Annotated in this window: 12 protein-coding genes; 3 read left to right on the top strand and 9 right to left on the bottom strand. The window is 69.6% G+C overall.

Translation table 11 applies throughout. The features are described from left to right. Positions 1-26: 26 nt before the first annotated feature. The 5 genes from ACN27J_RS24425 to ACN27J_RS24405 all read right to left on the bottom strand — a co-directional run bounded on the left by ACN27J_RS24425 (position 27) and on the right by ACN27J_RS24405 (position 5,735). The gene (locus tag ACN27J_RS24425) at positions 27-1,832 is read right to left on the bottom strand and encodes a hypothetical protein (RefSeq protein ID WP_421369843.1); all 1,806 of its coding nucleotides are present in this window, start codon (positions 1,830-1,832) and stop codon (positions 27-29) included. Then, positions 1,829-2,758: a hypothetical protein gene (locus ACN27J_RS24420; RefSeq protein ID WP_421369841.1), complete on the bottom strand. Its 930-nt coding sequence runs from the start codon at positions 2,756-2,758 to the stop codon at positions 1,829-1,831. The genes ACN27J_RS24425 and ACN27J_RS24420 overlap by 4 nt, the downstream gene beginning before the upstream one ends. 38 nt (positions 2,759-2,796) lie before the next feature. Then, positions 2,797-3,570, bottom strand: a complete 774-nt coding sequence (locus tag ACN27J_RS24415) for a hypothetical protein (RefSeq protein ID WP_421369839.1) — start codon at positions 3,568-3,570, stop codon at positions 2,797-2,799. Between the two features lie 197 nt (positions 3,571-3,767). Next, the gene (locus tag ACN27J_RS24410; RefSeq protein WP_421372437.1) at positions 3,768-5,024 is read right to left on the bottom strand and encodes a DUF2252 domain-containing protein; all 1,257 of its coding nucleotides are present in this window, start codon (positions 5,022-5,024) and stop codon (positions 3,768-3,770) included. A gap of 174 nt (positions 5,025-5,198) precedes the next feature. Continuing rightward, complete coding sequence (locus tag ACN27J_RS24405) at positions 5,199-5,735, bottom strand: NADH-quinone oxidoreductase subunit B (protein WP_421372435.1); 537 nt, start codon at positions 5,733-5,735, stop codon at positions 5,199-5,201. A 101-nt stretch (positions 5,736-5,836) separates the two neighbouring features. On the opposite strand from ACN27J_RS24405, the gene ACN27J_RS24400 reads away from it, so the two are divergent. From ACN27J_RS24400 to ACN27J_RS24390, 3 genes are all read left to right on the top strand, one after another. Next, complete coding sequence (locus ACN27J_RS24400; protein WP_421369838.1) at positions 5,837-6,262, top strand: DUF6210 family protein; 426 nt, start codon at positions 5,837-5,839, stop codon at positions 6,260-6,262. Between the two features lie 152 nt (positions 6,263-6,414). Then, complete coding sequence (locus ACN27J_RS24395; RefSeq protein WP_421369836.1) at positions 6,415-6,891, top strand: hypothetical protein; 477 nt, start codon at positions 6,415-6,417, stop codon at positions 6,889-6,891. Positions 6,892-6,902: 11 nt separating this feature from the next. After that, positions 6,903-7,700 (top strand): hypothetical protein, encoded by a 798-nt coding sequence (locus tag ACN27J_RS24390; protein ID WP_421369834.1) that lies wholly within the window; start codon positions 6,903-6,905, stop codon positions 7,698-7,700. Here the strand turns inward: ACN27J_RS24390 and ACN27J_RS24385 are convergent. Genes ACN27J_RS24385 through ACN27J_RS24370 form a run of 4 tightly spaced genes read right to left on the bottom strand, consistent with a single transcriptional unit; the run spans position 7,689 to position 23,780 of the window. Beyond that, positions 7,689-9,833: a UvrD-helicase domain-containing protein gene (locus ACN27J_RS24385; protein WP_421369832.1), complete on the bottom strand. Its 2,145-nt coding sequence runs from the start codon at positions 9,831-9,833 to the stop codon at positions 7,689-7,691. The two genes, ACN27J_RS24390 and ACN27J_RS24385, sit on opposite strands and share 12 nt — an antisense overlap. Next, positions 9,833-16,174: a DEAD/DEAH box helicase gene (locus ACN27J_RS24380; protein WP_421369830.1), complete on the bottom strand. Its 6,342-nt coding sequence runs from the start codon at positions 16,172-16,174 to the stop codon at positions 9,833-9,835. Before ACN27J_RS24380 ends, ACN27J_RS24385 begins: the two co-directional genes overlap by 1 nt. Continuing rightward, positions 16,171-20,904 carry a class I SAM-dependent DNA methyltransferase gene (locus ACN27J_RS24375; protein WP_421369829.1) on the bottom strand — a complete coding sequence of 1,578 codons (4,734 nt, stop codon included), beginning with the start codon at positions 20,902-20,904 and terminating at the stop codon, positions 16,171-16,173. Before ACN27J_RS24375 ends, ACN27J_RS24380 begins: the two co-directional genes overlap by 4 nt. Beyond that, the gene (locus tag ACN27J_RS24370) at positions 20,901-23,780 is read right to left on the bottom strand and encodes a helicase-related protein (protein WP_421369827.1); all 2,880 of its coding nucleotides are present in this window, start codon (positions 23,778-23,780) and stop codon (positions 20,901-20,903) included. The genes ACN27J_RS24375 and ACN27J_RS24370 overlap by 4 nt, the downstream gene beginning before the upstream one ends. Positions 23,781-23,791 lie beyond the last annotated feature (11 nt).

The raw sequence follows: 23,791 nt of genomic DNA, 5'->3' as shown, positions 1-23,791 counted from the left end.
ATCCACGCCGTCCTGGCTGACCCGGCTCAGGCGGGCTTGAACAGATTCCCGTAGCCGTACGGCGGGGTCAGGACGAGCCAGTCGCCTTGAAAGCCGAACCGGAACTGGCTGCCGACCTGGGCACCCTGGCCGTCGCTGGCGACCACTTCCGCGATCGCGGAGTTGCGGGTGGCGAGGATGATCTTCAGCTGGACGGTGGACATCCACACCGGGTCGGACCACCGGTCAACCAGGTACGTCGCCTCGGCGCTGCCGTCCGGGCGCACTTCGAGTGGGCCGTCCTCCTGGCTGCGCCACGCCCCGACGAAGGCGGAGACGTCCGGTGGCTCCGCCGGGGGCGGCGGCTCCTGCATCATGTCCGGGAACAGTGGCTGCAACTCCTGCGGGTCCAGGTCGAAGTAGGCGAGGTCGGCGGGGCGGAACCGGCCGTCCCATCCGGTGGAGAGCGCCCGGGTGTGCCAGCTCGCCCCGATCGCGGCGAACAGCACCGCCTGGCGTGGGCGGTCGGCGTGTGCGGTGTCGGTGAACTGGACGTGGGCGTACCCGTCCCGGCAGTTGACCGACGTGACGTCCGGCTCGTCGATCAGCGTCGGGGCCTGGTCGGCGAAGAATTGTTCGGTGCACGGCGGCGGGGTCGTCCGTACCGCCATGGCCGGGTCAGCGCCGGTTGCCGGCGGCACCGTCACCATCGGCTCCCGGTCGGTGTCCACGACGACCTGCCGCTGCTCGTCCTGCACGACGAGGCGGCGACTACGGTCGAGGATGATCTGCGTTTCCGGGTCGATCTGCCGGATCCACTCGGCACCTCGGAGGCTGTCCAGGCGCTCCCACTGGCCGTCGGTCAGCCGCCACAGGGTCACCGGCCTGGCCCGCCGGTGGTCGGGGTTGCTCCGGTCCAGCCGGTCGGTCCGGCAGAAGTACGGCCGGACCAGGGCGTACAGCTCGCCGTCGGCTCCCCACCACAGGTCGGTGACGCGCGTGCCGTCGTCGGGGCCGTGTTCGATGGCGAAACCCGGGGTCCTGGTCAGCTGCCCGGACGCGGGGTCGAGCAGTGACACGCCAGCAGACTGGCAGGAGTGGAACTCGCTTTCCTCGACCGGTTGGATGACCGAAGCGTCGAACGCGAACACCGTGGCACCGTCGACCGTGCCGGTTGCGGCGTCGAACGGGACGCTGCTGTCGGAATCGCCGGCCACCGTCCGTGCCGTCCCGTCGCGGCTGATCAGCTGCAGGTTGCCGGTCCCCCGGCTCGGTGCGACGAGGACGACGTCCGGCACGGCGGCGATCACCCGGTATCCACGGTCCGGATCGGGGGTCGGCGGCAGGCCCCGTACCGGCGTACTGCTCGGTGGTTCCTCCGGGGTGGCCAGGTCCAGGACCCGCAGGTCTGCCTGTTGGTTCCGTTGGTCCAGGTAGGCCACGCTGCTGCCGCCGGCGGCGACCGGGGTGCCCTCGTCGGGGCAGTCCGGGCAGTCGACGGTGTGTTGTCGGCCGGTGGCGACGTCCACCACCAGGATCCGGTGCTGCTCGCGATCCTCGTTGCTGGAGATGGCGTACGCGTAGGCGGCGTCGGCGGTGAACCTGGGGCGGCCCAGCGACCAGCCGTCCCCGGCCGGCATGGTCACCGCCGGGCGGCTCCCGCGCATCAGGGTCAGCGATTCGCCGTCGGTCACGGCGAACAGCCCGCTGCCGATCGGCTGCCGCCCTGCCCCGTCGGGGTCGCCGGGGCCGAATCTGGTCCAGACGACATGGGCGGTCGCGCCCACGATGGCGGCGAGCACGACCGACGCCGCGACGAGGCGTACGACGCCGCGCCGGCCCGCCCGGCTCATCGGTCCTCATCGGGGCAGAGGAACGGCGCGGTCTGCCGGTGCAGTCGCGGCGGCTGGTCGTGCACACACCACACGTAGCTCTCCGTACGTGGCAGGCGGGTCAGGTCGTCACCGAGGTAACCGGAGTTGGTGCTGAACGGCCGGTCGTCGCGGCCGTCCCGCAGCCGGTAGGTCCGCTGCTCTCCGTCGACGAGCAGGTGTACGACGAGCTCCCAGTCGTACCAGCCGTAGCGGGCCTCCAGCCGGACCGTGATGTACGGCTTCCGGTCGCCGGCGAGCAGCTCGATCGGTTGCGGTGACGTCCAGAACATGTGTACGTAGTGGGCTGGCACCTCGGTGGGCACACCGGTTTCCAGCCCGTCCAGGGTCCGGGCGTCGCCGGCCCGGGAGGGCGTGTCACCGGGCACGTCAACGAGCGGAAGCTGCCCCTCGTCGGGAACCTTCTGGGTGGCGGAGCAGGCGATCGCCCGGCTCTCGAACGGGTCGCGCCGGTCCAGCCGTACCACTTCGACCTTGGTGGCGGTGACGGTCACGTCGTCGGTCGGCGCCCAGAGGTTGACCTGGACCTGGCTGCCGCCGACGTCGATCGCGCCCTGGGTCCGCATCCAGGCGTGCAGGTCGCCGCAGGTGCTGATCCCGGCTGGTGGGTCGGGTGGCTCGGCGAGGCTGGGGAAGGCGACGACCGCCGCGTCGCCGGGCAGTCCGAAGTCGTCCACTGTGCTGGTGGCGGTGACGTCGAGTTGCGGGCCGTCGGACTCCGCCGTTGACGGGGCGTCAGACGAGACCGTCGGTGGGGCGTCGAACTCCGCCGTCGGCGGCGCGTCGGACTCGACCGCAGGAGTCGCCTCGGCCTCAGGCTCGGCCTCGGACCCGGATTCGCTGCCGGTGCAGGCGACGAGGAGCGTCGCGAGAAGCACCGCGCTCACGGCGACGGCGAGTGCTCGGCGGTTCCTCAACCGGGCCACTACCAATTCCTGCACTGGCCTGGGGACCGTTCGTACCAGCCGTTGTCCTTCTGCCAGTCGTGGTCGAACTCCTGCTTTCCGGCCCGGACGAGGTAGGTCTGGTAGTCGTCAGCCTCGTCGCTGATGGTGAACGGCGAGCCGTTGTCGTCGATGACGAGCGTGGCTGGCTCGCCGTCGACCGTGTATCTGACTTCGAGGTGCCACGCCGCCCATCGACCGGGCGGCGGAAGTGCGGTCACCACCAGGCTGTGGGTCTCGTTCTTGGCCAGCGTGATGTCTCCGTTGGAGAGGAAGTAGGAGGAGCCGGTCCCTCGACCGTTCGCGACTCGCGCGACCGGGTCCTGGTCACCGAGGTTGATTTCGACGACGGTGACGTCCCCGGTGCCCTCCGAGTACTCGCAGAAAAGGCTGCCGTCCCACGCTGGTTGGCTGTCCACCACCCGGCCCCGGATACTGTTGATCCGCACCTGGCGCTCCCGGGGGTTGGTGAACTCGATGCGGGTCACGTGGCTGTAGACCTGCACACCGCCCTCGGCCAGCACCCACTTGTGGAAGTCCGGCCCGGCCTGCGGCATCGCCGCCTCCTGCTCGGCCGTCACATCTGCCGGCAGGGCCCAGGCGTCGCCGATCGACGTCGTGGGGAAGTGACGCTCCAACGTGTACGTCAGGTGCGTCCCGCCCTGGGCCCGGTCGACCAGACCGAGAAGGGACTCCCTGGTCAGCACCGCGGCCACTACCGCGCCGACGACCGCCGTGATGACCGTCAGGATCACGGCGTTCTTCAGGCCGCTACCGGAACGATTGGCCCTGCCGCTGCCGCTACCCCGCCGGGCCGGGATCTGCCTGGATCTTCTCGCCACGGTAGCCCTTCATCCGTGTCCGTGCCGACACTGTCCAGGATGGCAGCCCCGGCCCAACGGCGCGGTCGGCGACCTGACATTTTGATCTCGCTGTTACCGGGCACCCGGCGCTAGACCCAGGGCAGTTGGCCGTTGCGGAACAGGTCGACGAAGATCCGGTGGTCGGTGCGGGCGCGGGCACCGTACCGGTGGGCGAAGTCGACCAGGCCCGCGACGAAGCCGGCCTCGTCGGTGTCGATCGCCGCGACGATCGCCTCCTCGGTCGAGTAGTCGACCAGGTCGTGGCTGGACTCGTCGTCGGCGACCGAATGCATCCGGGCCACCGAGTGGGCCAGGTCGGTGACGACGCCGGTCAGCTCGTCTTGCTCGTTGACGTCGGACCAGTCCAGGTCGGCGGCGTACGGCGAGACTTCGGCGACGAGCTGGCCGACGCCGGCCAGCTCGGTGAAGCCGAGCCACGGGTCGGCGTGGGCCTGCAACGCCCGCTGCGACTCGGCGGTCCGGTGGCCCTGGTGCCGGAAGTACGACCGGACGCCTTCGTCGTGGACGTGCCGGGCGACGGCCGGCACCTGGGCCTGCTTCATGTAGACGACGACGTCGTTCTCCAGCGCCTGGGTGTGGCCTTCGAGCAGGATGCTGTACGACGGCAGCCCGGCCGAGCCGATGCCGACGCCTTTGCGTAGCACGATGTCCTTGATCTGGGCGGCGACGGCGCGACCGCCGCCGGCCCGGTGCGGCAGCGTGGCCAGGTAGTCGCCGAACGCGGCGGTGACCGCGGCCCGGGTGTCGTCGTCGACCTCGTACACCCCGTCGCGGATGATGAACCGCCGCTCGTAGTCATTGATGGTGGTGAGGTTCTCCAGCAGGCCGACGCGGGTGTTGAGCCGGGCCTCCTGCAGCACGTGGCGCAGCACGCCGGTGGCGTTGGCCAGGGTGATCGAGCCGATCGCCTCTTCGCCGCCGGCGACGATGGCCCGCAGCTCGGCCAGGTAGGCGGTGGCGAACTCGCGTACCAGGGTGCCGATGATCTCGTCGGAGAGCGCCTTGCCGTAGCCGATCAGGGCGAGGCTGGCGGCGAAGCGGCGCAGGTCCCAGATGAACGGGCCGACGTACGCCTCGTCGAAGTCGTTGACGTTGAAGACCAGCTCGCCGGAGCCGTTCATGTAGGTGCCGAAGTTCTCGGCGTGCAGGTCGCCGTGGATCCAGACCCGGCTGGTCTGCTTGTCGCAGAAGCTGTCGTCGTTGAACGGCCCGTCGGGCTCGGTCTGGTCGGCGTAGAACAGGCAGGCGGTGCCCCGGTAGAACGCGAACGGGCTGGCGGCCATCTTGCGGAACTTGCGGCGGAAGGCGGCCGGGTCCACCGCCATCAGCTCGCCGAACTCGGCGGTCAGGATGTCGACGATCTGCGTCGCGCGCTGAGAATCACTCACGTTGGCGCAGGCTACCGCGTTTCAGCAACCGCGCCACTGAGCGCCGGGTCAGATCCCGGCGGTACGCCGGGTCAGCTCGCCGGTCGGTCTGGTTCCGGCTGGTGGGCCGGCTCAGCTCGGTGGCTTGACGACCGGTGCGGTGAGCCGGTCGACCGGCGAGGCGAGCGGGTCGGGCCGGTGCACGCCGCCGATGCCGGAGCGCTCGGCGGCGATCTTGTCCTGCAGCCGCAGGATGCCGTGCAACAGGGCTTCCGGCCGGGGCGGGCAGCCGGGCACGTACACGTCGACGGGGATCAGCTGGTCGACGCCCTTGGTCACCGAGTACGAGTCCCAGTACGGGCCGCCGCAGTTGGAGCAGGCACCGAACGAGATCACGTACTTGGGCTCGGGCATCTGGTCGTAGAGCCGCTTGATCGCCGGCGCCATCTTGTCGGTGACGGTGCCGGAGACGACCATCAGGTCGGCCTGGCGCGGCCCGTGGGCGAACGGGATGACGCCGAGCCGGATGAAGTCGTGCCGGCCCATGCTGGTGGCGATGAACTCGATCGCGCAGCAGGCCAGGCCGAAGTTGAACACCCACAGCGAGTAGCGGCGACCCCAGTTCAGCACGAACCGGATCGGCTCACCGAGCACCGCCGGCAACTGCACCACCGCGCCGCCACCTCCTCCGGCCCCGCTCCCCCACCTACGTACGCGCTACCCAGTCAACCACAACGGGCACACGCCTGGTCGTCAGGAAGACTGACGCCATGAGCGGTGGGCGGTTCGTGTTTCTGGACCCTGACGGTACGGCCGGCATGTGGATTCACCTGGTCGTCGAGGCCCGGACGGGGGTGGTCTATCAGCAGCAGTACGGCGGTACGGCGTGTCGACAAGGGCAGGTGGAGGGCTTCCTCGTCCCGATGGCGGATGAGGACGCGTTGGACGCGCTTCGCGAGCTGTTCGAGAAGGACTTCCGTGGCGCTGGCACACGGAACCGTGCATGGTCGGAGCCGGAGCGGAGCAGGCTCCGCAGGATCATCGGCGGCATCACCTACTGGGCGTGCGATCGACACAGCCAGGAGCCACATGCCCTGCAACTGGACGAGAGCCGTATGCACGAGGCCGACGAGGCATGGATACCGGTGACCACTCCGGACGGTCCCGGGATGCTCGTCTGGTACAACTCGGACTAGCCGGGACCGGTCCCGGCTGCGACGATAGGCTAAGCGGGCCGGCGGCGAGGCGTAGTCGTGCCGTAACCTTGTGGCAGATCGACCCTGACGCGCGACTGGTCCGACAGGGTCGAATCCCCTCCCCGCCACTCCCCCTGGACCGGTGAGCATCGTTGAGCAGGCAAGCCTCCCCGCTGGCCACGCACGCGAACCTGGGCAGCCTCCTGTCACCCGCCGCCTCCGCAACGACCGTTGGGGGCATCACCTGGAGGCAGAAGCCCGGCCTCGACAAGGAGGGCCTGGTCCAGGTCCGGATCGCCATCAAGCATCTTGCGCCGTGCGTCCTACGGATGACGGTCCATCCGCTACGACCGAGCGAGCCTTTCCTTCAGTACCTCGTCGGCGCTGGTCGTGACGGCTTCTCGGCTCGGCGACTGTGCGTCAACCACACGCACCGGCCCATCGATGGCACCCACAAGCATCAGACAGAGCCGGCGATGGGCGACGAAGTCGCCTATAAGCCTACGGACATCCCCGAAGTGCCGTTGGCGCCTCGCGTCGCTCCAGGCGTCTACCGTGCGATATTTGAAGCGTTCGCGGCAGAGTGCCTCGTCGAGCTGGGTACTGATTTCACCTGGGTAGAGCCGTGATGGGGGTGGCGATGAACAGCGAAACCGTCGTAGGCGCGATCTTGCGCGCGGTCAACGACCACAGCGTCACCCAGGCGTACGGCGACGGCCTGCTCATCGACCTGCCGCTCACCTACGGCGACGGCGACGCGGTGCGCCTGCTCGTCGAGCCGATCGGCGATGGCTACCGCATCTCCGACCGCGCCATGGCGACCACCCTGCTGTCGATGGCTGGTGTCAACTTCGACCACGGTCGTCCTGCGGAGGCGATCGCTGAGGCCGCGCGCCTGTCCGGCCTGAACGGCTTCAACGCCGTGCCCGGCGAGTTGGCCACCTACGGCGCCAAGGAGTCGTTGGGCGAGCTGGTGCTCGCCGTCGCCCAAGCGTCGATGCGGGTGGACCAGCTGCGGTGGCTGGCGGTGAAGCAACCACTGGTTCGCTTCCCCGATCAGGTCGTCGATCGGGTCAAGGAGTGGGCAACCAAGGATGGTCGACGGGTACGGCGCGAGGCGGCGATGCGCCTGAGCTCGGGTCGCGAGCGACAGGTCACTCTGCAGGTGTCGTCCGCCAACAAGGCCGCATACGTGCAGGCGGTCAGCGGACGCGACCAGGAGCAAGCTGCCTCGCACTGCTACCACATCTTCAGCCTGTCCGAGGTGCCGAAACAGCAGCGCATCGCAGCTCTCGACGGGACACAAGACGACTGGTCGCCGGCCATCGTCCGCGAGCTGGAGTCGGTGAGCGACGTGGAGTTTTTCGCCAACCCCCACAAGTTGGAGCAGCGGATCGACGCCGTCGTGCCGCCCCCGCACGCGCCGCTACTGGCCTGACCCTGGTCGCCGGACCACCATCAGCTCGTCGCGTGCCCGGGTCGCCGCGACGTAGCGCAGCGATCGGGCTCGCAGCTCCGCGTCGGCCCGGTCTGCGGGATCCAACGATTCCATCCTGGCGAGTTCGGCCGGGGACGGCTTGCCGAGCGCGAGTACGACCTTGGAGAACTCGGTGCCTTTGGCTCGGTGCATGGTCAGCACTGGCACTCGACCTGCTGGCGGACGGTCACGGTCGACGGCACGGGCGTCGATGCCCTGGTCGGTCAGGGCGGTGACGACCCGGTCCCGGTGGAATCGGTCTTGGACGAGGACCGCGATCGTGTCGGGTGCGGCGCCTTCGTCGAGCCAGCGGCGCACGGTGCCGACGATCGCCGTCAGCTCGTCGGTGATGGAGTCTGCGGATTCCACGACCGGTGTCGGTCCGGTCCGGGCGGAGCGGTAACCGGTGGCTTCACGGTCGCCATCGAGGTCGACGAACTCGGCGCCGTCGAGGATCGCCAACGCGTACTTCAGGTTCTGGGCGGTGGTGCGGTAGTTGAGGGTCAGCCGGTGGGATCGGCCGACGACGGCGACGCCGTACCGGGACAGCACGGTGCGGGCGCCGTAGATGCGCTGGTGGGAGTCCTCGGCGATGAACATGTCGTCCGGTCCGGCGGCGACGAGGGCACGCAGCAGCTGCCAATGGGTCGGTGACAGGTCTTGCCCCTCGTCGACCAGCACGTGGTCGGCGGGTCGGTCGGGCTGGCCGGTCAGGTGTGCGGCGGCGACAGCGGCGGCCTCGGCGAAGTCGAGGCTGCCGTCGATACGGCTCTGTGCCCGGTACGCGGCGATCAGCTCCCACACCGCCGCGCGCTTGGCGCGGTCGAGTGCCACGCCTCGGCCGGGGCGGCGGACCCGTAGGTAGCCGGCCTCGTCGTGGATCTTGTTGGGCAGTACGACGTGGGCGTACTCGGTGGCGAGGAAGGTCTCGTTGGCCAGCTCTGGTGGCAGCGTGGTCCCGGTCGATTCGATCGTCTCCCGCCAGCGGGTGCCGGCTGTCCTGGCGACCGGGGTGGACCGTTCTTCGCCGAGCACGTCCCGCATGGCGGCGGTGAGCCCACCGCCGGCGCCGCGCAGCACGGCGGCGGCCAGCGCGTCGACTCCGGCCACGTACACGCCGGGCTGGCCGAGCGTCTTGGTCTGCGGCACCTGGGGGTCGAGTTGGGTGAGGTTGTCGCCGAGGGCTTCGGCGAGGTTGGTGGTGAAGGTGGTCAGCACGATCCGCGCTTGCGGGTCACGCCGGGCCAGCGCGCGGGCGCGGTGGACGAGGACGACGGTCTTGCCGGTGCCGGCTCCACCGGAGACCCGGTACGGGCCGTTGTAGCGGCGTTCGACGTACCGGCGCTGCTCGGGGTGCAGGAAGATCCGCCAGGCACCGAAGTCGCCGTCTTCGATGACGCGGCGCAGTTCCTCCTGGTCGCCGATGAAGGCGTACTGGAGCGCGGCTGCCGGGCGCTTGAGTGACTGCAGCACGTCGGCGTCGGCGTCGGCGGCCGGGTCGGTCTTCTCCAGTTGCATCCGGGCGACGATCGCGTCAACGGTGTCGCCTGCTGCGAGGTCGACGAGGATGGTGCCGACCCAGCCGTCGTGGCGCTGCGCCAGGTCGAGCACGGCGTCCTCGTCGGCTGCGGCCATCGCGTCGGCGACGACGTCGGCGGGCAGGCCGAGGACCTCGATCAGGTCCGTCTGGTCGTGGCCGAGCCGCAGCAGCAGCGGTTCGGCGACGGGCCGGGCCGGCGGCGGAGGTGGGGGCGGGGGCGGCGTGGGGTCGATCTCCTCGATCTGCGGCAGGCCGTTGATCGGATTGACTTTGAGCCGTACGCGCCCGGCCACGGCGATCGCGTCGTCGTGCGGCCAGATCCCGTGGATGACGTAGTGCGTTTCGCCGTCTCCGTCGAGGCGGAACATCACAGCCCGCCAGAATTCGTCGACCCGGCCGGTGCGTACCCGGGGGTCGGCGGATTTCTGGATCGGTTCCACGTGCAGGCCGGGTGTGGCGTCGTCGGTGCCGAGCTTCTGCAGGAAGGCCATGGCCTTTCCGCGCACGGAGCCGTCGATTTTGTTGGCGAGCTTGCCCATGATGATCGTCGGCATCAGCGTTCTCCGGCGGGGTCGAGGACGTGGGTGACGGTTTCGGCGACGAGTTCGGGGGTGGGCTCGACGAGTCGCCAGCCTGCTTCGGCGAGGTCGGCGCGATCTTGTGCCGACATGTGGGCGAAGGCGACGGCCACTCGCAGGGTGGGCCAGGAAAGGTCGAGTGGGATGCCGTCGGGGCCTTCCGCGCCGACCACTGGCGGGGCGATTCCGTCGTGCGCGGCGAGCGCGGCGACGAGTCGTCGTTCTTCGCCGGGCGCGGCGGCGTCGTAGACGTCGGCCCAGGCGCCGACAGGGCGTCCGAGCACGGTTCCGGTCTGCTCGTCGGCCGGGTCGCCGGCGGCGGCGTGGACGAGGCTCGTGGTGGTCACTACGGTCGGCCAGTCTCGCAGCGCCAGCGCGTTGGACAACCGCAGCCATGCTCGCCACGCTTCGGCGTGGGCGTCGTCGAGTGCTTCGTCGCGGTCGTCGAGGACCACGGCGACTTCGACGACCATTCCGGCGAGGATCTCCACGACCACCGCGAGGGCTCCTCGGCGGTTCAGGTAGAGCTTGCGCTCGCCGACTGGCAGGTGCTCGTCGAGCAGGGCGGCACGGGCCAACTCTTCGGGGGTGACCGAATCGGCGACGGGCATCACGTGCGCTCCGGCCGACAGGAACATCGGTACGGCGCGGGCGACGGCCCGGACCGCAGCCGGTTGGGGGTTCGACACCCAGTCGACGAGCCAGTCGACGGGTCCTCGGCCGAGGCTACGGTACGCCTCTGGTGGCGCCTGCAGTTGCGGTATGTTCATCAGGTTGCCGGCCATGTCGGGGTTGTACCACCAGGGCGGGGCGGCGCCCTGGTCGCCGGGTTCGACGTCGGCGATGGTGGCGGCGAGCACCACGAATCCGGCGTCGCGCAGGTTGGCCCGTTTCGCGGCGTCGTCGGCGAGCCGGTTCGCGGCAGCGGTGGCGTGGTACGCCCGCCCGTCGGTGAAGATGGCGACCGTGGGCACGTTCATGTCGTTGGTTTCCAGCAGGAAGTCGGGCCGGGAATCGACGACGTTGGCTTGCGGGGTGAGGGTCCACTGCCGGTGCATGCCGGGCAGGGTGAACCGCACGACGTTGCCGGTCGGCCCGGGCGCTTCGGAGACGGCGGCACCGGCTCGCCGCAGCCGGCCGACGAAGATCCGGTGGAAGGCGCGTTCCAGATGCGACTCGGGCTCCTCGTGCGGTGCCACCTCGGTCACGGTCCAGGTCGTCCCTTCTGCGGTTTCGGCGTCGGGCGCGAGCTCGAGCAGGGCACGCAGGTGCCGTTCGGCCGATGCCCGGGAGACTCGCCGCACGGCCCCGGGGTCGGTGAACGGCAGGAGGCATCGATGGCAGGCGAGCCGGTCTTCGTGGCGGCATTCGCAGTCACGGACCCGATCCCAGGCGAGGACGAGCAGTTCGCGTAGCCGCTCGGGGGTGGCGGTTTCGGCGAGGTAGCCGGTCCCGGCGGGTACCGCGTCGTGCAGCAGGATCGCGTCGTGGTTGTCGGTGCCGTCGGTGAGGGTGGGGTCGACGACGTGTTCGACCCGGATGTGGTCGGGGTGGCCGCCCATCTGTTCCCGGAGGCCGAGCAGCAGCGCGGCGGAGAGGCTGGGCACGGCGAAGTCGTCGCCGATGCTGACCGCGTGCGGCAGCCGGATCAGCAACCCTTGGGTACGCAGCGTCCGGGACAGCGCGATGGTGCTGGTCTTCTCGGTGGGCGACATCCGATGTGGGCACCACGGCCGGTGCTCGTGCGGCCGGTTGCGGCCGGTTTCGGTGTCTTTCTTGCCGCAGCCGGAGCAGACGCGAAACAGGTTGCCCTGCCGCTCGTCGCCGGCGATCGTCCGGGTGGTGCCGTGCCCGCGTAGTCCCAGGTTGATCCAGCGCAGGTCGACGACGCGCAGATAGGTGCAGCCGAGCCCGGTGCCTTCGACGAACCAGCGGCGGGCGACGTTCGCCGGGTCGACGTCGGCGGCGACGACGACCAGAAACCCGGTACGGGTTCGATCGTCCTTGCGGTCGGAGATGGCGGCTTCGTCGCGGCGCACTTCGGCGGAGACCCGGGTCAGTTCGACGACGTCGAGTCGTTGCCCGGTGTCGCCGATGCCGGTGCTGCCGCAGCGCGGGCAGGCCGGGACCGGCACTTCACGGCCGGTCAGCGCGACGTCGACGGCGTACCCGCAGGCGGGGCAGAACGCCCACTTGCGGATCGCCGAGCCGTCCATGCCGAGGTCGACGGCGTCGATGTCGATTTCCCAGCCACGGGCGTAGAAGGTGGCGCCGGGGGCGAACTCACTGAGCGCCTGCGCGGAGCCGCGTGCGAAGTGCGCCCGGTCGTAGGTGTACGTGAGAGTATCCGGATCCATCCAGGACAGACCGACGTCGAGGGTGACGGTGTCGTCGAGCAGCGTGTAGTTGGGCAGCAGTCCGTATTCTTCGAGGACGCTGATCCAGTAGCCGCCGCGCAGGTCGGCCAGCTGACCGCCGGTCAGCCCGAGGGCGGATCGCGCCGACCGCAACGCCTGCTTGTCGTCGTCGGTGGCGGCAGGCGACGCCGTCTTCGCTTCCAGCTCGGGCAGCAGCTCGGTGATCTTCGTCCGTCGGCGTTCCAGCGTCTCGACGTTGTCCCGCCAGCGGCGGCTGGCTTCCTGTACGTGCGCGGCGAACCCGCTGGTCCGTGGCCCGCTGACCGGCCGCAGCCAGTCGCGCAGCCGCTCGACGACGTCGTCGGGCAGGTCGAAGGTGGCCACGAATCGGGGCAGCTGTTCGTCGGCGCTGGTCTCGGCGTGCGACACCAGGTCACCGAGGAAGGTGCCCGGGTTGGTCGAGGCGATCGCCCCGACGGCGGTCCTCGGGTGGCGGCGGCCGGCGTCGCGGGCGAAGCCGTCGGCCAGGTAAGCGGTGTACTGCCGGCGCAGGATCTCCTCCGCCGCCAGGTAGGTCGCCGGTGGCCGCACCTCTCCGTCGATGACCGACAGCGGGTCGCCGAGTTTCGGCAGGTGCTCACCGCGCCCGGTGACGAAGGCCAGGTTGAGCGCGTTGCCGGTGAGCCGGCCGGCGCGGCCGACCCGCTGCAGGTAGGAGGCGACGGTGCGGGGCAGCGACGCGAGGAGCACCGCCGACAGGTCGCCGATGTCGATACCCATCTCCAGGGTGGGGGTGGCGACGAGGACGTTCGGGGCCTGCGGGCTGGTCGCGGCGTCGCGGAACCCGTCTTCGTACGCCAGGCGGGTCTCGTCGTCGAGCAGGCTGGTGTGTTCCCGGGAGACGACTCGGCGCATGTCCGGGGATCCGTACAGCCGTCGGTAGAAGTTGTCCTTCAGCCGGTCGGGCTGCAGGTGCCCACGGCAGCGCACGTGCAGGCAGGGTGCACCGGTGAGCTGGGCGACGACGTCGACGGTGCCCGGGGTGACGGCCCGGCAGGTCTCGCAGACCAGCAGGTGCCGGCCGGCGGCCAGGTCGGCTTCGTCGACTGGCGCGACGACGACCGCAGACGGGGGGATCCCGTAGACGGTGGCGCCGGATTCGCTGGTGGTCGTGGTGAGGGTTCCGTCGCGGGCGAGCCGGTCGAGCAGCTGCCGGGCGAGCCGGCCGCCGTCGAGCGGGGAGACGTCGAGTACGCGGGACGTCCAGCGGGCGTACCAGGATTGTGGGGTGGTCACCGGGTCCAGTCCGCCGTTGGCCGGTCCGGCGCCGCCGCCGACCCTCGGGTACGCGGGCCGGGGCCGGTTTCGGGGGAACGCCGGCATGCCGTCGCTGCGGGGCCGCCCGCCCCAGATCGACCAGTCGCGGCCGTCTTCGGCCCGGTAGTGGTCGAACCACGGGTGGTCGATGGCACCTTGTGCGCGCATCCGGTCCAGCAGGCCGCGGACCCACCGCACCAGCGTCGCGTCGTCGGGCCCGGTCACGCCGAGCGCGGCCTGCCAGGACGCGCCGTCGAGCACGGCTCGGGCCGTCCCGGCCATCCGGGCGGGTTCACCGGCGGTGACCTCGACGGCGACCGCGCCGGTGAGTTCCAGGGTTCGGCCGGTGCGGGAGTTGAGCCCGAACTCCAGCGCGGCGTCGAGCGCGAGCCGTTTGCGCACCCGGGCCTGCACCTTCGCGGGCACCGCACGCAGCTTTCCGGCCTTCCAGAACTCCACGAAGGACTCCCGGTCGGCGCAGTCCGGGGCGAGGACCCGGTAGCGCGCGAACGGGTCGTCGCCGGCTTGCCGGATCACTTCCTCGACGAGTGCGTCGAGGGTCAGCTCCCCGTCGGCGACGGCGTGCCGCAGCACGGACCGCAGCGTCAACGTGTGCGACCGGGCCTGGACGAACCCGGCCCGGTGCGCGGCGTCCTGCACCGAGTCGGTGAAGACCAGCGCCTTCTTCTCCCGGGCGTCGAGGGTCGGCGAGCCGAACAGCGTCGACAGCGACACCGACAGCAGCGTGGCGACCGCGCTGCCGAGGAACCGGATGCCGTCTTCCTGCCCGCAGGACGGGCAGGCGTCCTTGCGGCTCTGCTGGTCGGCGTCGGTGCCGAGGTTGGTGAGCACCGGCAGGATCCAGCCGTCGCGCAGCTCCGGGTCGTCGTCGGCGACGCTGGTGAGCAGTTCCCGGCTGCGGATCGAGAACCACACCAGTCCGTCGATGGGCTCGCCGCTGTCGATGCTGGCGGCGGCTTCGGCCGGCGCGTACAGCAGTGGCCGGAACCGGCCCTCCTTGACGGCGTGGTCGCGGCGGATGTAATCGTCCTCGGGGGTGAGGCTGTTGCCGACCGGGGCGAGGCCGATCCCCCAGCCGGATCTGCCGCAGTGTCGGCAGAAGATCGCCGGGAAGGACGGCCGGGTGTCCTCGGCGTCGCCGCCGGGGACCGGCGGGCCGTCGTCGCTCCACCGGAACCGTGCGGCGGTGGCGGCGGCCCGGTCGATGCGGGTCAGCTCCCGGATCCACAGGTGCACGTCGACGGCGAGCGCGTCACGGCCGGCGACCGCGCGGACGTGCCCGAGCGCGGCGATCACGTGCGTCAGCAGCGCCTGGGCGCGGGCGGGGTGACCGACGCCGAAGACCCGTTCGGCGAGGGCGTCTAAGGCGACGGCATGTTCGGCTTCGCGGGCCAGGGTGTGCACCAGCGGATGCGCTTGGCAGAGCGCGAGCAGCAGGTGCGGGTCGGCGCCGGCGAACCGCTCCGGTTCGACGCCGTAGAGCTGGCTGAGGACGACGTGGGCGAGCTGCTCACCGGTCGGGTCGTGGCCGAGGTCGGCGACGGCGTCCAGCGCGGCCGTCACGTCCAGCGTGCCGACCTCGACCGGGTGAAGGTTGGCGGCGGTGGTCTGGTCGGCCGCGCCGGCGGACCACTCGTCGAGGTCGAGCCTGGTCTCGGTGACGATCGAGTCGGCGTTGAACCGTTCACCGAACACGGTGTGGGCGAAGTCGAGCATCACCAGCGGGTCGCCCTTGTCGCCGAGGGTCGCCGAGGTCGCCACCGGGGTCGCCAGCCCCAGCGGCCGGCTGCGCGCGGCGTCGTCGATGGCCGGGTCGTCGTCGCGCCAGTGGCTCTTGAGGGCCAGGCCGAGCCGGCGCAGCAGCATCGCCACGTCGGTGCCTTGCGCGCCGTCGTAGGTGTGAAATTCGTCGAGTACGAGGTACCGCAGGCTGGTCGCCGACTGTCGCCACAGCTCCTGGTCCTCGACCCGCAGCAGCAGCTGGTCGAGCATCTTGTAATTGGTCAGGAGGATGTCCGGCGCGGTGTCCCGAATGATCTCCCGGTCGGTAATCAGCCCGTCGGCGCTCACCGCCGGCCGGGTCTCCCCAGCCTGCCCGGTGTAGAGCGCAGCGGTCACCTCGGCCAGGTCGGGCTGCTCGACGAGCAGCTTCGTCAACCGGGCCGCCTGGTCGTTGGCGAGCGCGTTCATCGGGTAGAGGATCAACGCCTTGATGCCGGTCACCCCGTCGCGGCGGGCCCGCTGCACATGGTCCAGGATCGGTGCCAGGAACGCCTCGGTCTTGCCCGAGCCGGTGCCGGTGGTGACCAGGGTCGGCAGCGGCCGGCGCGGCTGTCCGCCGGCTGCCGAGGCGAGCCGGGCGAACGCGGCGGCCTGGTGGCCGTACGGCGGCGGGAAGCCTTCGTACCACTCCAGGGTGTCCCGCCAGCCGGCGTCGGCGGGCCGGTACGGCAGTCGCAGCCGCACGTACGGGCCTTTGAACATGCCGGTGTCCGGGTCGGACAGGAAGCGGTCCAGGCCGTCGCGGGCGTCGCCGTCGGTCAGCCCGAACGTCGTCGTCAGGTAGTCGACGAGGCTGTGCCGGATCCGGTCCGCCTGGTGGGTGGGGAGCAGCTCGCTCACGTGCGCTCCCGCAGCAGCTGCTCGAAGTGGGCGTATGCCTGCCGCATGTCCGCCTCCCGGTCCAGGGTCACGAACGGCAGCTCGTACGTGTACGTGTTGCCCGCCTGGTTGGTCGCGGTCCGCTCCTCCTCGGTGATCCGGTCGCCCTTCTTCCGCCACACGCTCAACACGGAGTTGGGCACCAGCCGCCCGTTGACGTCGTAGTAGTAGACGTTGCGGTCGTAGCCATAGAGCACGGCGAACTGGGTCCGGTAGATCGTGCACAGCTCGTCGGCGGTCAGCCCGAGCATCAGCGCCACCAACGCATCGATCTCGACGAGCGCCTGCCGACGGTCCGCCGCGATCCGCAGCGGCGTGTCCGCGTCCCACTCCGGTCCTACCGCCCCCAACGGCCGCCGCCGAGCATGCGCGAACCCACCCGCCCACTGATCGTCAAGGAACTCGGGCGTGTAACACTCCCGCCACAGATCCGCGTAGGCATCCGTCACACAGTTCAGCCGAAGCACACGAAAGACGATTTCAGATTCCATCTCAATTTGCACGTTGCCAGGCAATCGAGCTATCGTACTATAGCGAATATTCGCCTTCGGTGCGACGCGGACAACCATATCACATACAAGAGATGCCGCAAATCCAGCAATTTCCACCAGGCGGAGCGGATGTTCATCCGGAACACCAAGAGATGAAATTCCGTCGATATGAGCTGCACCCGGTGGGATGATGCCTGAGATAAGCGTCCGTTCTCCAGTATTGGCAGCCATCTTCCGCCACGCGAGCCGATAGTATTTGCACGCAAGGTCGGGGTCTTCCTTCGAGCCCCAATTCGTATAGTCGCGATCGTACCGCTCCCGATCGCCAACCGGCTTGTACGAGGTCACCGGAACTGCATCGACAGCCAGCGCCTCGAAGTCAGTCGCCGACCAGTCTTGGTTGTGCAGCATCGTCTTGTTCGGCATCTTGTACAGCGGAGTCGCTACGAATAGGTGAGGACCCTGCAAGATCACATCATTCCACGATCTGACCGCACCCCACTCCAACTCAAAGTAGCCCTTAGTTCGATCACTTTTCTCATGCCAGCCAGGCGAAAAATGGAGTCCCGCTTCACCAATTCGCCGCGCACCCGAAAGTTTGAACAGTACCCTCGCCACCGAACTATTGACCGCATACACCATACGTGACTGCCCTACCGAGACGCTGTCATCCTCGAGAACTCCGTGCCAGGTTGACAGGGTTTCCTTGGTAACCAACGTAATCCGAGCCGCATGCGGGCGAATGTCCCAGTTTCCACTCACGTCTTTCGTGCCTGGCTCGACCCCTGAGCCATCATGCCCCAACGAACGCTCCACCGTTTCGGGGTGGTAGAGGGAAGTTGCCATCAAGAAGCGGGGATTGTCCAGGCACTCGCCATAGATGTGGACACCATAGGAAACCTGGTCGTGGACCTCAAACAGGAACAATGCGTTCATGAATTGCCAATGGCGGCGCAGTCGCCGGTAGGATTCCCCACGAACAGCCTTCGCCTTCTCATCCGTAAAATGCGACTCAGGATGTATTAGCCCAATGATTCCATGCCGCGATCCATGCCGCCAGCTCTGCAACATGAAGCAGCGGTAGAAGTCGGGCTGCAGGCCCTTAAGGGAACCATACTGCGATACTGATCCAGCAAATTCGGCAAGGCAGGCGACATCCGTCACGCCATCCACGACGAGGTCTGCGAGTCCCGGGAGAACAAGGGTCGTCTCGCGGCGAGCCGTTACTTGTACCTGCGTCGGTTTAACGACGAGCTGCCACCACGGATCGCCCTCGGCTAGCAGGGCAGGAATGTCGACAATCGGTCGAACCCAGGGTGGGTTACCGACTTGGAGGTCGAAGCCGCCGCGGGCGAAGACGGTGGCAAAGTCGAGGTTCCAGTGGAAGAAGCCTTGCTGTTCGGCGACCCGCTCGCACACCACCAGCCACGGGTGTTTCCGCAGCGCATCGGCTACGGGGAGGGCGTTAGCGAAGCCGAGGTCGATCTTCTCGCCCTCGTTCAGCTCGTCCCAGCTTGCGCTGGCGGCGAGCGTCTCACGCGGCAGGGATGGCTTGCGCAGCTCAGGGCTGCGTCCAAGCAGCGCCTGCAAACCGGCGAGCCATTCTGTCATGGTGGGTGGCGCGACCTGTGCCCCATCGACCGTGGTGATCTCGTCGGTGAGGGGCCAGAACCACAGCGCGGTCCAGGCATCCATCACCCGGCGCAACCGCTGGTAGGCGCCATCGGGGTCGGCGAGTGCGGCCTCGATCTGCTCGCGTTGCACGCCACCTCCGGCCGGCAAGTCGCCCGCCTCCCAGACCGCGATCGCCCGGCGGATCTCCCGTTCGGCGATGCTCAGCCGGCGGTAGGCGATCTGCCATAGCACCTCGACCCGGTGCGCCAGCTCGACCAGGGTGTTGACCTGCTGCTGGCTGGGCTTCGACTTGACGCTGCTGCGCCACGACTTGAGCCGCTTCGCGGCCACGGGGGCGAGTGCAGCGGCTTCCTTGGCGTCAGCGGCGGCTCCCCAGCCGTCTGCCGGCAGCAGGAAGTGGTGGATGCCGCCGCTGGCGACGCGTTCGGCCTCCATGTCCTCGACCAGTGAGGTCAGCGGCACGTCGGTCGGCACCGCGCCGAGCCAGGACTTGTCGCTGACCTGGTTACGCCGGTAGACGGCCCGGCGGGCACCGACGAGAGAGTTGCCGCGTCGCAGGTGCAGGCCGAACCACGGCGCGGCGAGGCCTTCGACCATGGTGTCCAGCCAGAGCGAGATTTCGGCCAGCTCGACGGCGGTGGCGTTGAGGTCGACGCCGTAGACGTTGTGCAACGCCAGGTACGCCTTGACTTCCTGCACCCGACGCGGGTACTCGTCGGGGTCGATCCGGATGCCCAGCTCGGCTTGGCGACGTTTGAGGTACTGGTCGGCGAGCTGCCGGACGGCTTCGATGGCGAAGGCACCAGAGCCGAGCGCCGGCTCGCAGACCGTCATCTCCAGGATTTCGGCGGCCTTGGTGGTGCGGCCGTCCTGGTCGAGCAGCTCCTCCAGGGCCTGGCCGACGGTGAAGCGGGTCAGCACCTCGGGGGTGTAGTACGACGCGGACTGCTGGCGTTCACGACCGGCGAGCCGGAAGACGAACGAGCCTTCCGGGTGCAGGACCGGCTTCGACTCGCCGGTCTGCTCGTCGGTTGCCTTGACGAAGTCGGCGGCGGAGATGCCGTCCACCCGGTCGGTGGGCACCACCCAGGAGCCCTTGGACGAGTCGCCGTTCTTGGCGACCTCGTACAGGTCGGTTTCGGCGAAGAAGCCGGTGTAGGACATCAGCCCCTCGTAGACCGCGCCGAGCTGGTTGATGCCCAGTTCGGCGTACGAGATGAAGCCCCGGTCCTTGCCGCGTGATTCCTTGCTGAGCAGCAGGTGGGTGAGGACCTTCTGCAGGGCGACGTTGCCGAGGCCGACGGCGTCGATGTGGGCGGTCGCCTCCGGGCGGAACAGGTCGGCGCGCAGTGCGTTGAAGGTCAGCCCTTCAGCGGCCAACGGTGCGTCGTCGCCTTCGGTGTCATCGTCCGAGGCGGCGACCGCGCCCGGCTGGTGTCCCTTGTCGACCAGGCGGAACAGCACGCCGAGGGATTCGTAGAGGTGGGTGCCACTGCGAGCACGTGGGGTGGCCAACTCCACCTGGACCAGGTCCCGCAGTCGGTCCAGGCTGTAGCCCTGGTCGTATTCTCCGGCACCGACCGGCAGCACGCCCAGCTCGGGGGACGCCTCGGCGTACAGCAAGAACAGGATGCGGTAGAGGAACCGCAGCGACTGCTTGGCCAGCGGCTGGGCTTCGCTGGCCGGCAGCGGTGGGAGCCCCTTGGCGCGGCGACGGTCGACGACCTCGTTGGCGATGATCTCGATCGAGAGCCGGACACCGTCGCGCAGGTCCTTGGAGACGCCGACGGTGTGCTTGACCGAGGCAGCGAGGATGTCGTGCCACCACAGCTTGCCGTCGGCGTCCGGGGCGATCGACTCGGCGGAGAGGCAGGTCAGCGCCCGGTCGATCTCCCCGCCCTTCTTGGTGTCGTTGCGTTCGCAGACCAGCTGCACGTCAACGGCGAGGTAGCGGCCTTCGGCCCAGCGTTCCCGCTCGGCGAGCAGCGCCCATCGGCCGGCGAGCACCAGGACCAGGTCGGGGGCGTCGTCGGCGACGAACAACGCGGACACCAGCCGGGCGGCGGACTTCAGCTCCTCGGTGCCCTCGGTGAGGCTGACCGGTTCGGGCAGCGTGGCCGCGTCGCGGGCCAGCAGCTCCTCGACGGCGGCGACCGGACGGGCCGAGACGACGACCAGCGGCGCCCGGTCGGTGATCCCGGGTGAGGAGATCCGCAGCAGCGGCCCGTCGCGGCGCACGACCAGGCCGTGGCCGGTCAGCTCCAACACGTCGATCAGTCGCTCATGGACGGTGGCGGCGACGTCGTCGGCCGTACGGCCGTCTAGCGGCTCGGCGCTGGCGGCCGGGTCGAGCAGCTCGGCCAGGGTCGCCAGCTCGGTTTCCAGGGTCTGCCGGGCCTCGGTGAAGCGCGACCTCGGCGTCGGTCGGCCTTCCTTGGCTTCGGCGTCCCAGGCGTCGCGGCGCTTCTTGACCTCGGCGCGGAACGATTCGCCCTTGGCTTCGGTGGTGAAGTAGTGCTCCGAGATCCATCCTTCGCCGACGAGGATCGCGTCCGAGCCGCTCACCGCTTGCCACCTTCCATGTCCGGGACGACCAGCAGCAGCGGCCGTACGAGCTGTCGATCGGGCGCCATCGCCTGCACCATTTCGCGTTCCTGCTCGACGCTGGCCCGGCGCTGCTTGATGTCGCTGCGTTGGATGAGTGCGTCTGCTTCGACGTCCCAGCGGTCCAGCCGCTGCGACCACTGTTCGACCCGCTGGGCGACGTCCTTCTTCGACGCCTCGAACACGGTGCGCAGGTGCCGTTCGGCTTCGTGCACCGCCGGGGCGACGAGTCGCTGCAGGGTCTCGACGTCGGCGACCGGGCCCGGGTTGTTGCGGGCCGTGCCCCAGCCGAGGGCGTGCAGCGCGTCGCGGGCAGACTCGTGCGGGGAGACCAGCGAGAACGACGGGTCGTCCGGCGACGGGAACTCGGCGGTCAGCCAGGCCGCCGAGACGATCTGCCCACGCCGGTTGGTGAGCGTGCCGAGCAGCAGCACCGTGGGCGCGTCGACGGCGCCCCGAACGGCGAAGACCTCGTTGCGGCCGAGCGCCGCCAACGCCCGGTCCGACGCCCAGTCCAGCACCGGATGCAGCGGGCTGAGGAAGTGCGCGTCCGGCCAGGTCGAGTCGCTGTCATCGCGCAACGCCGCCGCGAGCCGGTCCTTGCCTCGGCCCGTGGTGGCAGCCAACACGAGTCGTTCGGTGACCCGCCGGTCGGCGAGGTACGACTGTGGCAGCACGTCGAGGCGCTGCGCGAGGTCCGGTGGCGGGGTCAGCTCGACGGTGCCGAACGCGGCGTCGCGGCGCCAGCCGACGCCCCCGTTCTTCGGCGGGGCCGCCGGCTCGATGAACGCCTCCTGCAGCGCGTCCTCCAGGTAGGACACGTCGTCGGGGTAGAGGCCGGAGTCGAGATCGGCGACGTCGGCCACGGGGCCCGTCTGCTGCGGGGCCGGCGCGGCGGGCGCGTCGAAGAGCTGGCTGAACATCGCGGCCAGGTCGTTGCCGGTGGCGACCTTCTCGACCGGCCGTACGACGTCGTCGAGGGTCTTCTTGCCGGCGAGCACCGCGCGGATCTCGTCCTCCTCCCCCTTGACGTCGTAGCAGCCCATCAGCGAGGCGGCGTCGCCGAGCGCGGTGTGCGCCTGGTCTTCCTTCTCCACCAGCTTCGCGAGGATCCGTACGTCGCCGGCGAAGCGTTCGCTCGACGGGTCCAGCAGCAGCGCGGTGACCCGGGGTGGATGTTTCTGCCCGTACCGGTCGATCCGGCCGTTGCGCTGCTCGATGCGGATCAGGCTCCACGGGATGTCGTAGTGGACCAGCTCGTGGCACTGGGCGTGCAGGTTGACACCTTCGGAGGCGACGTCGCCGGTGACGAGCACCCGTACCGCTGTCTTCTCTTGCTTGAAAGCCTCGACGATGCGCTGCTGCTCGTCGTCGGCGAGACCACCGTGCATGATCTCGACGGCGTCGGCGGGCAACCCGAGGTCCTTCGGCAGGCTGCGGTGCAGCCAGCGCAGCGTCTCCAGCCGTTCGGCGAAGACCACCGCGCGGGCCGGCGATCCCTGGCCGACGCCGATCTCCTTCAGGTGTGCGACCAGGCGGGTGTACTTCGCCGACGGTTGACGCAGGGTCTGCTCGTTGAGCGCGGCGAGCCGCCGCAGCGCCTGACGCTCGACGTCGGCCCGGTCGTCGTGCGCGAGCCGGCCCAGCCGGCCGTCGATGGTTTCCCGCAGCGCGGCCGGGGACGACAGGAACGCCTTGGCGAGCGTCCACGGAAACAGCGACGCGTTCTGCCCCGAGTACGGGCTGCCGCCCTTGCCCGGCCACAGCCAGACTTCCTCCAGCTCACGGGCGACGGCGTCCTCGGCTGGCGTGGCCGGCACGAGCACGTTGTTGGGTTCCTGCCGTTTCGCCCAGTCCGCGCCGACGACCTGCGCGACCTCCGGGCTGTGCCGGTGTCTGCGCACCACCAACCGCCGCACCTCCTCGCGGTCGAGGGTGCCGTCGGGTGGCACCGCCGACGGGTCGAGCAGCCGCAGCAGCTCCGCGAAGGAATCTGCCCGGCCGTTGTGCGGGGTCGCCGACGCGAGGATCAGGGCCTCGGCGTTGCGGGCGAGCAGCCGTGCCAGCCGGTTGTTCAGCGTCGCGGTGTTCGACAGGTTGTGCGACTCGTCGATGACCACCGCGTCCCACCGCTGCTTGCGCAGGCTGGCGACGTACCGATCGGACTTGAGCGTGTCGATCGAGATGATCGCCCGCTTGTAGTAGGTGAACGGGTTACGGGTCGCCGGCAGCTTCTGCCGCACCCGCTGGATGCCGGCGGAGTCCAGCCGGACGAACGGCAACGCGAAACGGGTCCACAGCTCGTGCTGCATCTGCTCCAGCACGTGCCGGGGCGTCACCACCAGAATCCGGTCACCGCGCCCCCGGCGGACCAACTCCGACAAGATCATGCCGATTTCGAGGGTCTTGCCGAGGCCGACCGCGTCGGCGAGCAGGATCCGGGGTCGCAGGTTCTCCGGTGCCAGCGCCTTGCGCACCGCCGACTGCTGGTAGCTGAGCGCGTCGGCCAGGCCGCGGGTGGCAACCGACAACGCCCGGGTGCCGAGCGGTACGGCCGTCTTGCGGATCGTCGACTCCAGCCACAGCCGCGCGGTGCGGTAGCGCGGGCTGCCGTCGGCCACGACCGTGGCCTCCGCCGGCTCCAGCGGCGTGATCGTGTCGAGGGAGTCGTAGAAGGAAGCGGTGGTGTCGCGGACCAGATCGCCGAGACCCTGGACGTGCACCAACGTGCCGTCGGCGGTTTCCTCGGTCGCGACGACGAGCCACTCTTCGTCGCGGATCACGACGACCGACCCCGGCGCGATCGACCTGCGGACGTCTTGCTTCGATCCCGTCACAGGTGTTTTCT

Origin of the sequence: Solwaraspora sp. WMMB762 (genome assembly GCF_049179115.1) — a bacterium.
Lineage (GTDB): Bacteria > Actinomycetota > Actinomycetes > Mycobacteriales > Micromonosporaceae > Micromonospora_E.
This window is presented reverse-complemented; position numbering and strand designations above follow the sequence as displayed.

Bases quoted from the DNA above. Each gene is read 5' to 3' on its own strand.
- ACN27J_RS24425 (WP_421369843.1), bottom strand. From the start codon at position 1,832: ATGAGCCGGGCGGGCCGGCGCGGCGTCGTACGCCTCGTCGCGGCGTCG.
- ACN27J_RS24410 (WP_421372437.1), bottom strand. From the start codon at position 5,024: ATGGCGGTGGACCCGGCCGCCTTCCGCCGCAAGTTCCGCAAGATGGCC.
- ACN27J_RS24400 (WP_421369838.1), top strand. From the start codon at position 5,837: ATGAGCGGTGGGCGGTTCGTGTTTCTGGACCCTGACGGTACGGCCGGC.
- ACN27J_RS24390 (WP_421369834.1), top strand. From the start codon at position 6,903: ATGAACAGCGAAACCGTCGTAGGCGCGATCTTGCGCGCGGTCAACGAC.
- ACN27J_RS24385 (WP_421369832.1), bottom strand. From the start codon at position 9,833: ATGCCGACGATCATCATGGGCAAGCTCGCCAACAAAATCGACGGCTCC.